General features: G+C 63.5%; 11 protein-coding genes. 9 read left to right on the top strand and 2 right to left on the bottom strand.

Features of this window, described 5'->3' with window-relative positions; all coding sequences use genetic code 11:
* Positions 1 to 31 precede the first annotated feature (31 nt).
* The 9 genes from ACYVHT_RS06470 (at position 32) to ACYVHT_RS06430 (ending at position 11,718) form a co-directional block, all read left to right on the top strand.
* On the top strand, positions 32 to 616 hold the full coding sequence (locus ACYVHT_RS06470) for a cytochrome c oxidase subunit 3 (protein ID WP_460549179.1): 585 nt from the start codon (positions 32 to 34) through the stop codon (positions 614 to 616).
* A gap of 21 nt (positions 617 to 637) precedes the next feature.
* Positions 638 to 1,411: a cytochrome c oxidase subunit 3 family protein gene (locus tag ACYVHT_RS06465; protein WP_460549177.1), complete on the top strand. Its 774-nt coding sequence runs from the start codon at positions 638 to 640 to the stop codon at positions 1,409 to 1,411.
* Between the two features lie 88 nt (positions 1,412 to 1,499).
* Positions 1,500 to 1,844 carry a cytochrome C oxidase subunit IV family protein gene (locus ACYVHT_RS06460; RefSeq protein ID WP_460549174.1) on the top strand — a complete coding sequence of 115 codons (345 nt, stop codon included), beginning with the start codon at positions 1,500 to 1,502 and terminating at the stop codon, positions 1,842 to 1,844.
* A 3-nt stretch (positions 1,845 to 1,847) separates the two neighbouring features.
* Complete coding sequence (locus tag ACYVHT_RS06455; protein WP_460549172.1) at positions 1,848 to 2,522, top strand: hypothetical protein; 675 nt, start codon at positions 1,848 to 1,850, stop codon at positions 2,520 to 2,522.
* Complete coding sequence (locus tag ACYVHT_RS06450; protein WP_460549171.1) at positions 2,506 to 3,084, top strand: DUF420 domain-containing protein; 579 nt, start codon at positions 2,506 to 2,508, stop codon at positions 3,082 to 3,084. Before ACYVHT_RS06455 ends, ACYVHT_RS06450 begins: the two co-directional genes overlap by 17 nt.
* A 37-nt stretch (positions 3,085 to 3,121) precedes the next feature.
* A complete protein-coding gene (locus tag ACYVHT_RS06445; RefSeq protein WP_460549169.1) occupies positions 3,122 to 3,382 on the top strand; it encodes a hypothetical protein in 261 nt (86 codons plus the stop codon).
* Complete coding sequence (locus ACYVHT_RS06440) at positions 3,382 to 3,780, top strand: DUF983 domain-containing protein (RefSeq protein ID WP_460549167.1); 399 nt, start codon at positions 3,382 to 3,384, stop codon at positions 3,778 to 3,780. The genes ACYVHT_RS06445 and ACYVHT_RS06440 overlap by 1 nt, the downstream gene beginning before the upstream one ends.
* A 181-nt stretch (positions 3,781 to 3,961) precedes the next feature.
* Positions 3,962 to 7,798: a sensor histidine kinase gene (locus ACYVHT_RS06435; protein WP_460549165.1), complete on the top strand. Its 3,837-nt coding sequence runs from the start codon at positions 3,962 to 3,964 to the stop codon at positions 7,796 to 7,798.
* A 68-nt stretch (positions 7,799 to 7,866) separates the two neighbouring features.
* Complete coding sequence (locus tag ACYVHT_RS06430) at positions 7,867 to 11,718, top strand: hypothetical protein (RefSeq protein ID WP_460549163.1); 3,852 nt, start codon at positions 7,867 to 7,869, stop codon at positions 11,716 to 11,718.
* A gap of 8 nt (positions 11,719 to 11,726) precedes the next feature.
* On the opposite strand, the gene ACYVHT_RS06425 is transcribed toward ACYVHT_RS06430, so the two are convergent.
* Together ACYVHT_RS06425 and ACYVHT_RS06420 are read right to left on the bottom strand one after the other, a co-directional pair.
* Positions 11,727 to 12,338 carry a 3'-5' exonuclease gene (locus tag ACYVHT_RS06425; RefSeq protein ID WP_460549161.1) on the bottom strand — a complete coding sequence of 204 codons (612 nt, stop codon included), beginning with the start codon at positions 12,336 to 12,338 and terminating at the stop codon, positions 11,727 to 11,729.
* A gap of 28 nt (positions 12,339 to 12,366) precedes the next feature.
* Positions 12,367 to 13,842: a DUF6056 family protein gene (locus tag ACYVHT_RS06420; RefSeq protein WP_460549159.1), complete on the bottom strand. Its 1,476-nt coding sequence runs from the start codon at positions 13,840 to 13,842 to the stop codon at positions 12,367 to 12,369.
* Positions 13,843 to 13,859 lie beyond the last annotated feature (17 nt).

Here is a 13,859-nt window from a genome sequence, read left to right as displayed (position 1 = left end):
ATTCGCCGTTAATCATTAACCATTAACTATTATGACTCCCGAGATTTTATCCGAAAAGGAAACCGGGCTGGGCTGGCACCCGAAACGCGTGCTGCTCATCCTGCTCATTTTTAGCATTGTCATGATGTTCGCCGCCTTCACCAGCGGTTACATCGTACGGCGCGACGAGGGCAACTGGCGCGAGTTCGACCTACCGGCTTCGCTGCTGATTAACTCCATCATCATCGCCCTGAGCAGTGCCAGTATGCAATGGGCTTATTTCTCAGCCCGTAAGGATGAAATCAGCCGGGTTAAGACGGGATTGATGATTACGCTGGCGCTGGGCTTCGCCTTTCTGGTTGGGCAGTACCATAGCTTCGGCGATTTGGTGGCGGGCAATACCTATTTCGGCGGAGCCGATGCCAATCCTTCCGGCTCGTTCGTATATGTTCTCATGGGCGTACACGCTTTTCACTTGGTTACGGGGCTTATTTTTCTGGCCGTAGTGCTCAAGCGGACGCTTAATTATCAGGTGCATTCGCGTGCGATGCTCTCCATTAGCAATGCGACCTTGTACTGGCACTTCCTGGGCGGGCTTTGGCTGTACCTGTATTTGTTCTTACTTTTGAACCACTAAAACGACGTTACGCTGTCCGCTATGGCCCAACCGACCACTTTGCAGCATCCCGCTGCTTCCGCTACCCACGACGCCCCGCGCACCGGCAACTGGGATGGCGGCAACGAACCCTTCAAAGCGAGCTACGGCAAGCTGATGATGTGGTTCTTTCTGCTGTCTGACGCATTCACCTTCGCTGCCTTCCTCACCACTTATGGCATGATTCGCCACAAGCACGAGGTGTTTACCGGCGAGGCCAAAGACTTCGTCTTCAGCACCCGGTGGTGGCCCATTCCCGACCACGTATTCAACGCCTTCCCCGGCATGGGCGAGGCCAACGTTCCCCTCGGTTTCGTGGCTCTTATGACCATGATTCTGATTCTGAGCTCGGTAACCATGGTGCTGGCGGTAGAGGCCGGCCACCGCATGGACAAAGCCGATGTGCAGAAGTGGCTGTTGTGGACCATTCTTTTCGGCTCAACCTTCCTGGCCAGCCAAGCTTGGGAATGGACGCACTTCATCCACGGCCATGCCGAACCGACGATAATGGCTGACGGCACCAAGTTCTTCGGCGCCAACCTGCACATGAACCAGTACGGCCCCGTGCTCTTCGCCGATTTGTTCTTCTTCATCACCGGCTTCCACGGCACGCACGTATTCTCGGGCGTTTGCCTGCTGATTTGGTGCTTCATTGCCACCACCAACGGCACTTTCGAGAAGCGCGGCCACTACGAGATGATTGAGAAAATCGGCCTCTACTGGCACTTTGTAGATTTGGTGTGGGTATTCGTATTCACGTTCTTCTACCTTGTTTAAAAGAGTGTTGAACGCTGAATGCTGAGTGCTGAATTATCAGCTCGGCCGAGCATTCAACCCTTAACACTCAATATTCAAAATTTCACAAATGGCTTCTCACGCAACCACTGAACATACGCTGGCTCCCGGCGAAATCGCCAAGCCGAACACCGGCTGGATTTGGAAAACCTTTGGCGTACTGGTCGCCATCACGGCCGTTGAGTTCGTTTTCGTATTCCTGATGCACCCGAGCACGCTGCGCAACAGCATTTTCATTGTGCTCACGATTCTCAAAGCCTTCTTCATCGTGGCCGAGTTCATGCACCTGAAGCACGAAACCAAAGGGCTTATCTGGACCATTCTGGTGCCGGTATCGCTGCTGATTTGGCTGTTGGTGGCCCTGATTACCGAAGGCTCGTTCATCGGCGAAGTCCTGCAAAACATGTTTAAATAGCGGATGCGGCCCCGCCAAACCCTCTTGCTGGGGCTGCTGCTATTGGTGCCGGTACTGGCATTTTTGTTCCTCTACCGCTTCGGCTCCAACCGTTACGCGCTGCCAACCTACCTGCCCGACCGCGTAGATTCTACGCAGGTTGGCGGGGGCTGGCAGCGCGATACTGTTTTCCACCAAATCAGGCCATTTCGTTTTCCGGCATCTTCCGGCCGCACGGTGAGCAGCCAGGAATTGGGCCAGGGGCTCTACATCGCCCAGTTTTATGGCCCTGATGAGGCCAGCGCCAAAGTGGCCCGCCAACTGCTGCGGGTACAGGAAAAATTCCGCAAAGTGCCACAGGTACGTCTCGCTACCTTCGTGTTGAGTGGCGACCCGCAACAGTCGACCGCCCTTACGCATCTTGCCGAGCAGTATGGGACCATCGCCGGCAAGTGGTTTTTTCTGACTGCGCCCGCCGATACCCTGCAGCAGCTCATCCGGCACGAGTTTCGGCTGACTACCGACCCCAAGCGCCTGCCGGGGTCCGAATACACGGCCAACATCCCGGCCGGCCGTTTGTTATTGGTTGACAATCAGCGCCGCGTGCGCGGTATCTACGATGGGACCGATGGCCGCGAAATAGACCGCTTACTGACGGAAATTACCGTGCAGCTTTACGATTATGAACACCCCCACTGAACAACTGCACCCGCCGGTGATGGCCCCCGGCGACTATACCCGCTACAAAATCATCATGGTCACGCTGGGAACCGTGGTTCCGCTGCTGGTGGCCGTGCTGTTTTATTTCAAAGGAGTTTTTAAAATTCCCGGCGCAGCACCCTATTTACATGCGCTGCCGGCGGTCAATGCGGTCTTGAATTCGCTGACTGCTGTGGCATTGCTGATTGGCTTTTACTTTATCAGGCAGCAGAATGTGCTGGCGCACCGCACCGCAATGGGCACTGCCTTTGCGTTGGGCGGGCTGTTTCTGCTTTCCTATGTAGCCTACCATTCGCAGGTAGATAGCACGAAGTTTGGCGGAGTGGGAGCCATCAGGGCCATCTATTTCTTTCTGCTGCTCACGCACATCAGCCTGGCTGTGGTGACGGTGGCGCTGGTACTGTTTACGCTTTACTTTGCGCTTACCGGGCAATACACCAAGCACAAAGCCATTGCCCGCTGGACCTTTCCGGTGTGGCTGTACGTGTCGGTGACGGGAGTTATCGTGTATTTCATGATTTCGCCGTATTACCCTGCGTAGCGGGAAACTTTGCTGGAATCCTCTTGTTGCCTAAATCATGAAAAAGACCTTCTTTGCCGCCGCTTTTACCCTGTTTCTGGGGATGATGCTGAGCTTGCTGCCGCTGGCGGCCCAGGCCCAGTGCACGATGTGTAAGTCGCAGGTAGAGGCTGCCCGGCAGGAGCGCGACGACTACGATGTGGCCGGCCTCAACAAAGGCATTGTGTACATGATGACCGTACCGTACATTTTGATGGGTGCGGTGGGCTATTTCTGGTATCGCCGCACGCACCCGAAGGCCAAAGCCGCCAAGGCCTAATGGAGCAGCCTGCCACGGCCATTGCTTCGACCGGGCTGGCACTGCTGGATTTACGCTGCCCGCGCTGCCACACCGGCAAGCTCTTTGCCCATCCTGCGCTGAGCACCAGCTTTGTGGAAATGCCGGCGCAGTGCCCCGTCTGCGGGCAAACGTATGAGCCGGAGCCGGGCTTTTATTTTGGCGCCATGTACATCAGCTCGGGGTTTTCGACGGGGATACTGCTGCTGATTGGTTTTTTGCTCTACTATTTCGCCAATGACCCGCCGCTCTGGGTGTATGTAAGCTGCGTAGCTGCTGCCGTACTTGTGGTAACGCCCCTGCTGTTTCGGTACTCACGGGCCGTAATGCTCTACGGCTTCGGCGGGGCTCGTTTCGACCCGCGTTATTTATTGCGCTAGCGGCTAGCGCATTGCCAGTGAGAAAAGTGCTGCCTGCGGGCAGCATTTTTTATTAGGCGTGGATTTTGCGGCAGTGCCGAAAGCCGGACTTGCGCTTGAAAATGCACCAAGCACTCAGATTCGGCGGATTACTGGCTTAAATTCTTTCCGTTTGCATCATCAGCGCTACCCTTTCTCTTCTGTGATTGAAACGCCGGCGTGGCGGCGTCTGCCCTGGTTGCTGCTGCTGAGCGCGGTGCTGTGTTTTGCGGGCGGCTACCTGGCCAGTCGCTACGCGCAGGCACCCGGCGTGGTGCAGCGTACCGATGTTGAGCGCCTGCAACAGCTGGTACGCACTGCCGAGGCATTGGCCCGCCGCGAGGCCGATACCGTAGCCGCCGCGTTGCCGCGTGGCAACTATAGCTTTCAGAAGCTGCTGGCCCAAACCACCTATCCCACCTGCGTGCTCGACAATGGCGTGCTTCGCTATTGGTCCGATGCCACGCTCCGGCCCGAGTCGGAGGTGGCCGGGGCCGCGTCGGAGCGCCTGGTTGAAACGCCGGTAGGGCAGTTTTTGCAATTGCGCCGCATGGCCGGCCGCTATTTGATTCTGACGTATTTGCCGCTGAAACGGCAATACGGCATCAAAAACCGGTACTTGAGCGAAGGTGGCGAGCAGGCCCTGTTTCGCGGAATGGACCTGCAGGTGATAGCCGATAGTGCCGCGCGCGGACCTGCCCGCTTTGAGGCGACCGATGGCCATTTTCTCTTTTCCATAAAGCGGCTGCAGCCCAATCCGCTCACGGGGCAATATGTGCCGCTGGGGTTGTTGGGGCTGGGAAGCTTGCTCTATGCGGCCGGTTGGCTGCTGCTGGCCTGGCGCTGGTGGCGGGCCGGGCAGGTAGGGGCGGCGGTGGGGGCGCTGGTGCTGCCGCTGGTGCTGCTGCGCGCCGTGCTGCTGTACCTGGGCCTGCCGTACTCATTTATCGAGCTGCCGCTGTTCGACCCCAAGGTGTATGCGGCGGCATGGTGGGCCCCTTCGCTGGGCGATTTATTGCTGGATGCCCTGCTGATGCTGCTGCTGGCCGCTGGTGGGGTAGCGCTGTGGCAGCATTTCGACGTGCTGGCGCGCGTGCGCGCCCCGCGTACGCCCAGCGGCCAGGCGCTGGCGGTGGCAGGCATAGGGGCCGCCTTTTGTGGCTGGCTGGCGCTGCTGTTTGCGTACTACACCATTGCGTTTGGCAGCTCACAGATTAGCCTGGACATCACCCGCAATCTGCAGATAACCGGGGCCTGGGCCACGCTGGCACTGGCGGTGCTGCTGCACACGGCGGCCTGGCTGGCGGGGCTTTTTGGCCTGACGCAGCTGGCCGGGGCGGTGTTGCGGCAGGTGCCGCGGCGGGTGCTGCTGCTGGGGCCGGCGCTGGTGGCGCTGCCGGTGCTGGCCGGTGGGCTGGCCCTGGGCGAGCCCTGGGTGCTGCTGCTGGCGGTGCTGCTGCTGTTTGCGGCGCTGGTGCGGGTAGTCAATCTGAAAGCCAGCCCCACTACCGGCAATTACCAGGCATCGGTGCTGGTGGTGTTGTTACTGGCCCTTACTTCGGCTACCGGGGCGCTGGCGCTTTACGGCCAGTTCGAAAAGCAGCTCCTGATTGATAAACAGCGTCTGGCTGGCAATCTGCTGATTGATAACGACCTGCAGGGCGAGTTTCTGCTGGGCGAACGGATGCGCGACATTGCCGCCGACCCTTTTGTGCGACGGTCCTTGTCGGCGGCATTTGGGCGGCCCGAGGCGGTGCGCGAGCGCATTGCCCGGCAGTACCTGAGCGACTATTTTGATAAGTACGAAAGCACCATCACGCTATATGATGCGGCCGGTGACCCGATTGGCGCACCGCCCGGCACGCCGCGGCTGAGCGCGGCCCGCGCCGCTACCGAGCGCATGGCCACCCCCACCGACCAGGCCGGGGTGTACCTGATGCAGTCCGACAACCCCTTCGGCTCGCGGCGCTACGTGGCGCACATCAACGTGCCGGGCCAGCGGGTGAATGGCTTCGGCCTTTCTTTGGGAGCCATCAGGGTGGAACTGGCCCTCAAGAAGCTGACTTCCTACAGCGTGTTGCCGGAGCTGCTGGTCGACCAGAAGTTTTTTCAGCCCGGCCTGGCCACCGAGCTAAGCTACGCCGGCTACAACCACGGCCGGCTGGTGTACAGCGAAGGTGATTTCGACTACGCCAACCGCCTGCCCGCCGAGCTGCTGGCCACCCCGCGCCTCTACACCACCGGCATCACGCGCCGCAATTTCCACCATTTTGCCGTGCGCGGCTCCCGGGACCGCATTGCGGTGGTAACGACGGCCACGTACTCGCTGGGCGACTGGCTGGCCAATTTCTCGTTTCAGTTTTTGCTTTCGGCGTTTTTCTGGCTGCTGCTGGCGGGCGTGGTCCTGCTGGTGCGGGGCCGGGCGCTGCCACGGCTCAATTTCAGCACGCGCATTCAGCTGCTGCTGAACGTGGGCATTGTGGTGCCGCTGCTGGTGGTGAGCGTGGCCACGGCCAGCCAGCTCATCGACTCCTACAAGCGCGACCTGGCCCGCACCTACGAGCGGCGCGGGCAGCTGGCGCTGGAAAGCCTGCGTCGGCAGCGCCACCTGTTATCGGATAGCACGGCGCGGCCTACGCTGGCGGCGCTGGCCAAAACCGTGGCCGCGCTCACCGAAACCGACCTCAACCTGTACGATTCCCACGGCGAGCTGCTGGCCAGCAGCCAGCCGCTCATCTTCGATGCCGGGCTGCTGGGGCCGCTGCTGAACCCGCAGGCGATGGTGGCGCTGCAGGAGCGCAACCGGCCGCGGGCATTGCTCACCGAGCGGGCCGGCTCGCTGTCGTTCAATGCCTTGTACCTGCCGGTGCGGGCCGGGGCGGGAGAGGCAGTGGCGGCCGATTTGGCCGGGCACACGCTGCAGCATCCGGTTTCGAAAGCGCCCGGCACCGGCCAGCCGGCTGCTGCCGACGACATGGCCATGCCGACCGGCCCGATTCTGGGCTACGTGGGCATTCCGTTCTTCGACTCGGAGAAGGAGCTGAATACCAAGCTCACGGAGCTGTTCACCACCATCCTGAACATCTTCACGCTGATGTTTCTGCTGTTTCTGGGGCTGGCGTTTCTGGCGGCGCGGCAGCTCACGGCCCCGCTCAAGCTCATCACCGAAAAGCTCACCCAAACCACCCTCACCGGCGAAAACGAGCTGCTGGACTACCGCAGCTCCGACGACGAGATTGGCCTGCTGGTGCGTGAGTACAACGCCATGCTCACCAAGCTGGAAGCCAGCAAGCGCGAGCTGGCGGCGCAGGAAAAGGAGGCGGCCTGGCGCGAGATGGCCCGGCAGGTGGCCCACGAAATCAAAAACCCGCTCACCCCGATGAAGCTGAGCCTGCAGTTCCTGCAGAAAGCCATCAACGAGCGCCGGCCCAATGCGGAAGAGTTGATTGGGCGCATCAGCCAGACGCTCATCACCCAGATTGACGTGCTGAGCGACATTGCCACCAGCTTCAGCACCTTCACCAACCTGCCCACCATGCGCCCCGAGCGGCTGGACGTGGCCGCCGTGCTGCGCCGCTGCACCAGCCTGCACCAGCCCGATGCCGACGATGGCGCCCTGGAGCTGCGCATGCCCGCCGATGCCGAAACCGGCCGCTACCTCGTGTTTGCCGACGAAAACCTGCTCGTCCGCACCTTCAACAACCTGCTGATAAACGCCCGCCAGGCCGTGCCCGAAGGCCGCGCCCCGCACATCGATGTTTCGCTGGAAGCCATTGGGGCCAAGGGCGTGCGCGTGGCCATTCGGGACAACGGGACGGGGATTCCGGAGGAAGTGCGCGAGAAGGTGTTCGTGCCCAATTTCACCACCAAGGCCAGCGGCTCGGGCATCGGGCTGGCGGTGGCCAAGCGCGGGATTGAGAGTGCCGGCGGCAAAATCTGGTTTGAAACGAAAGTGGGGGAGGGCACCGACTTCTTCATTGAGCTGCCGCTGGCGGGCTAAAAGCTGCCGGCCCAACGGCACGAAACAGCCCGCTTCCGGCGTTACCCGCCAAACCCGACCTTTACCGCATGATTCGCCGCTTACGCCTGTGCTTCCCCCTCGTGGGCCTGCTCGTTGCGGCGCTGTTTTTCATAAACCGGGACACAAAAGCGCAGGCGCGGCCGGCCAAAGCCGATGAAGCCCTGCCGCCCAGCACCCGGCGCTGCCGCTACGTGCGGCTGGCGCCGGGGCGCGATACAATCAGCTTCGCGCTGACTGATACGCTGACGGTGGTGCCGTCGTCCGTGCTCATCAGCGGGCGCGGGGCCGACTACGACGGGCGCACCGACCGGTTCCGCTGGGTGCGGCCCGCCCCGCGCGACAGCAGCGGTGCGCCGCTGGCCGACTCCGTGCTGGTGTGCTACCGGGTGCTGCCGCTGCGGCTGAGCGCGGCGCGGTTCCGGCGGCCCCGCAGCCTGATGGATAGCGTGGGCTTCCGGCAGCCGATGCTGCGGTTCGAGGATTTCTCGGTGAAGGAGCAGATTCTCAACACGCCGGGCATCAGCAAAACGGGGAATCTGTCGCGGGGGCTGAGCTTTGGCAATACCCAGAACGTGTTCGTGAACTCGGCCCTGAACCTGCAGCTGGAAGGCCAGCTGGCCGAAAATATCCACCTCACGGCCGCCATCTCCGACCAAAACGTGCCGTTCCAGCCCGAAGGCAACACCCAGCAGCTCCAGCAGTTCGACAAAATCTACATCACCCTCACCAACCCCAACTGGAACCTGACGGCCGGCGACGTGGTGCTGCGCAACAAGCCCGACTACTTTCTGCGCTACTACAAAAACATTCAGGGCGCGGCGGCCGAGGCCAATTTCGGCCCGCCCATCGTGGGGCTGGCGGGCACCGGGGCCACGCAGGGCGTGGCCAATGCGGTGTTTCTGAACGGCGTGGCCGGGCAGGTGCCCGCTGGGGGCGTCACGGGGCCGTCGCCGGCCACGCTCAACCCGCCGGCCATCAGCCAGCCCCAGCTCACCGACCCCAACCGGCAGGTGCCCGGCGCGGGCCCGCCGCTGGCGGCCGGCGATAAAGCGGGCGTGACGGGCCATACGGTGAGCGCCGGCGGAGTGCGCCGGGGGCTGGTGTGGCGCAGCTCCACGTCCGTAGCGGGCGGGGTGGCCAAGGGCAAGTTTGCCAGCACCGACGTGGCGCCCATCGAGAACGTGCAGGGGCCGTACCGCCTCAGCGGGCCGAACGGCGAGCAGTACATCATCGTGCTGGCCAATTCGGAGAAGGTGTACCTCGACGGCCGCCTGCAAACCCGGGGCTTCGATGCCGACTACACCATCGACTACAACCTGGCCGAGGTCACGTTCACGCCGCGCCACCTCATCACCCGCAACTCGCGCATCAAGATTGACTTCGAATACTCCGACCTCAACTATGCCCGCTCGCTGGTGGCCGCCAGCCACTACCAGCAGCTGGGCCGCCTGAGCGTGCACGGCAACTTCTACCAGGAAGCCGACAACCCCGACAACGCGCCCAACCTGAGCCTGAACGATACCCTGCGCGAGCAGCTGCGCCGGGCCGGCAATGTGGCCGTGGCCACGGCCATCGGCGGCGATTCGGTGCAGTACGACCGCCGCATTGTGCAGTACCACCGCGAGCTGCGGGTGGTGGGCGGGGCGCGCGTGCCGGTGTTTACCTACGTCGGGGCCGATTCGCCCATCGACTCGCTGCGCGGCTCCTACACCGTGCGCTTCACCGACGTGGGGCAGGGCAACGGCGACTACATCCGCAGCACGGAGCCGCGCTTTCTGGCGGCCAACGGGACGGTGTATGAGTACGCAGGGCTAGGCTTGGGCCGCTACCGTCCGGTGCGCCTCATTCCGACGCCGCTGCTGAAGCAGATGGTGACGGCCGGCCTCAGCTACCAGGTGGATAGCAGCACCACGGTGTTTGCCGACGTGGCCCGCTCGCGCCTCGACCGCAACCGCTTCTCGCCCGAGAGCGACCAGGACGGGGCCATGCACGTTGGCTACGTGATGCAGGACCGCCGCCTGCCCGCCGCGCTGGCCAATGGCGTGCTGCAGGGCTACCGCCTGCGCTCCACCCTCGACTACGAGTACACCGGCAAGCGTTTCGCGCCGATTGACCGCTACCGCGACATTGAGTTTGACCGCAACTGGAGCAACACGACCACCACGGCCACCGGCACCACGCCGGTAGCGCGCGAAGACAACATCTTCAATTTCAGCGTGGGCGCGGCGAAGGACGTGAACAACAGCGTCAATTACCGCCTCAGCCGCCGCTTCCGGCCGGGCGAGGTGAACGGGGTGCAGCACTGGCTGGACGCGGCCCAGAAAGTGGGCAGTCTGGAGATGCGCGGCTCGCTGTTTCTGCTGAATTCGGATGCCGGGCGCTTCCACTCCGACTGGGCGCGGGGCGAGGCCACGGGCCGCTTCGTGGGTGGGCGCATCGTGCCCGGCTACGCCTATCGGTTCGATAAAAACCGGGTTACGTCCACCACCACCGACACCATTCGCTCGGCCAATTATTTTGACGAGCACGACGTGTTTATCCAGAGCCGCGACTCGGCCCGCACCCAGTTCCGCCTCGACTACACCTACCGCCGCGACCAAACCCCGAACGCCGAGCAAACGGCCCTGCAGCGGCGCGGCACCGCCCAGACCTGGCAGGGCACGCTGGCCTCGCGCATTGCCAAAACCCAGGATATCCGGGTGCTGGCCACCTACCGCGACCTCGACTCGTTGGGCCTGGCCCGCAACCGCACCGTGCTGGGTCAGGTGTTCTACAACGCCAGCCTGCTGCAAAACCAGGTGCGCTCCGAGCTGAACTACAGCGTGGCCACCGGCCGCGAGCTCAAGCGCGACTACTCGTTTCTGGGGGTGCCGGCCGGCCAGGGCACGCACTACTACGCCGGCGACCTCAACGGCAACGGCCGCGAAGACAAGGACGAATTCTTCGAGGCGCAAACGCCGGATGCGCAGTACCGTACCTACATCAAGGTCTATCTGCCGACGACGGATTACATCACGGCCTTCACCAACCGGCTGGCTTACCGCCTCACCACGGCGGCCCCGCGCGGCTGGCGCGAGGCCGGCGGCTGGCGGGCCGTGGCCGCCCGCTTCGCCACCCTCACCAGCCTCACCGTGGACCGCCGCACCACCGACCCGTCGGTGCTCAAGCGCCTCAGCCCGCTGAGCTTCGACAAGGAGGACAACCAGCTGCTGGCTTTTAATCAGCTGTTTCGGAACACGCTGTATTTCAATCGCTCGAACCCGGTGTTTGGGGCCGAGCTGACCCTGCAGCAAACCCAGCAGAAAACGCTATTGGCGCAGGGCTTCGATACTCGCAACCTCACCACCCAAAGCCTGCTGCTGCGCCGCACGCTGGCGGCCTCGTTCACGGGCCGCCTCACGGGCAGCCGCGACATCCGGGAGGCCAGCAGCACCTACCTGGCGGCCCGCAACTACCGCCTGCTGATTTACGCCATTCAGCCCGAAATCAGCTACCAGCCCACGCCGGCCTTCCGCCTCACCGGCACCTACGTGCACACGTTCAAGCAGAACACCCTGGATGCGCCGCTGGCCACGCTGCCCACGCCCACCCCGGCCGAAACCCACCCCGGCATCTTCGACGATTTGGGCCTCGAAACCCGCCTCAGCCAGGTAAGCAAGCGCACCGTGTCGTCGGCCATTCACTACACCCGCGTCGGCTTCGACGGCACCGACCCCAACTCCGTAGTGGCCATCGAAATCCTGAACGCGCTGCGCCCCGGCAGCAACTTCACCTGGAACCTTAACGTGGAGCAGCGCCTCAGCAACGGCCTGAACATCACGCTGGCCTACGACGGCCGCAAGGCCAGCGGCCTCAATGCAGTGCACACCGGCCGCATGCAGGTGGCGGTGCTGTTCTGACAGTCAATTTACCAGCGCACTACGGGCTTCTTCGCCGCCCGCGCCGCCAGCCCGGCCGTCAGCTCGCGCTGCTTGTACGACAGCGGCAGCTCCGTGCCCGAGCGGAAGGCCCGCACGGCGATTTCGGCGCAGGCGCGGGCATCGGAAAGGGCGTCGTGGTGGTTGAGCGGAATGCCGAACTGGCCGGCCACGTGGTCGAGCTTGTGGCGCTCGAAGTGGGGCCAGCACACCTTGGCCATCTTCACCGTGCACAGGGCATGAAAGGCCGGAATGGGCAGGCCGAAATCGCGGCAGGTGTATTCGAGCACGCTCACATCGAAGGCCGAATTGTGGGCCGCTACGGGCTGGCGGTGCAGGTAGGGGAGCAGCGTGGGCCAGGCATCGGCCAGGGAGGGCGCGTCGTGCAGCTCCGCTTCCGAAATGCCGTGGACCTGCTGGTTGCGCCAGTCCATGCGCAGCACGCGGGGGCGCAGCAGGGTATAGAATTCCTCCACAATCTGGCCGCCCTGCACCCGCACCACGCCCACGGCGCAGGCGCTTTCGCGGCGCTCGTTGGCGGTTTCGAAATCGATGGCCGTGAAGTTGAGGTGGGCCAGGGCCCGGGTAATTTCTGCTTGCATAGCGGGAAGATAATCCAGCCCGGTGGAATCAGTTGGCCGTGCCGGCTGCGGCCGGGGGCGTTGCATCGGGGGCGCAGCACACGTCCGGCACTTCAAAGTAGCGCTCCATCACGCCGTTGATGTTGCCTTCGCAGCCGGGCGTGAGGTCGATGTCGAATTCGATGTCAGAGCTGAATTGCCGCAATGGAATAAGCACCCGGCCGTAGGGCAGGCGCAGCGGCGGGAGGGTGATTTGGGGCTGACCCGCCTGGTGCGCCTGCCGCAGCGCCGCAAAGCGGGCCTGCATCTGGGCATTGAATGGAACGGCGCTCTCGGCCAGCTCGCGCCAGGCTTCTGCCACGTGGCCGGCCCCGAACAGCCCCGCAACCAGCAGCAGCGCCGGCCACCGCCGCTGCCAGCGCCGGCGGTGGCCGGCTGCCGGCTGCCGCCGGCCCCAGGCCCAGCCCATCACCGCCGTGGACAGCAGCAGCACGAGCAGCATCTCGTTTTGCGCCCGCAGCAACGGCGGCCCCACCACGATGTAGCGGAAAAGCAGGAACCCAAGAAAATTCAGCGCCCCGTACGCGGCCAACACGGCCGCCCACTGGCGGCGGGACCACCGCCCCGCAACGTGGGCGGGCGCTTGCTGGCCCAGCCACAGGCCGCCCGCCGCCGCCACCAGCACACTCAGCCCAATGAGTGGCCGCGCCACGAACAGCCCCATCGAATACGCCGCCCGGGGCCCCAGCACCAGCCAGCGGTAGGCGTGGAGCGGGTCGGTGGGCGGGGCCATGGCGGCGGCGCGGGCCCAGTTGCCGGGCGCGGCCGTGGCGGCTGCCGTTGCCGCCGCTCCGATGAGCAGCCACAGCAGCAGCTGCGGGCGAGCGGCTTTGGGCAGGGCAAAAGCCAGCAGCGCCAGCACCGGCCCCGCCTGCACCAGCGTAAGCTCGTTGCCGGTGAGGGCCATTATCAGCGGAAAGCAGGCGATGGCTGCCGTGCGCCAGCGCGTTGGGGCCGGCCCCCAGCCCGTGCGCAGGGCCAGGGCGGCGAAGTTGAGCAGGCCAATCAGCGGAATCTGGTAGGCCACGGCCCCGCAAAACCAATACAGAAACGAGAACGGCGCCGGGGCGGCATTGCAAAACAGCGCCAGCAGCAGCGCGGCTGCCCATAGTGCCCGCCCCCAGGGGCAGGCCGCTTTCAGGGCCGTGTGCAGCAGGGCCCGCAGCAGGTGCGCCAGGCTGGCCCACTGGGCCACGAACAGCCCGGCCGTGACCACTTTCACCCCGCCCAGCCAGCCGTAGGCCACGGGGTTCAGCACCGTCATGATGAAGGTGGTGGTGAAGCGGCCGGTCCAGGTTTGAAACAGCCACAGCTGCACGCCCCAGGTGCCGTGCTCCCGCATCCAGTAGGCATTGCGAAAGTCGTCGAAAAACGGCTGATTGAAAGCCGTGAGCAGCAGGAAAGGGGCCAGCGCCAGCAGCAGCGCCAGGCGCAGCACATACCTGTAAAATAGGGAAGGACTCAACTGCTATGCGATAAAAT

Source organism: Hymenobacter daeguensis (assembly GCF_054780555.1).
Note: the sequence above shows the minus strand (reverse complement) of the source record. Positions and strands in the feature narration are given on the sequence as shown.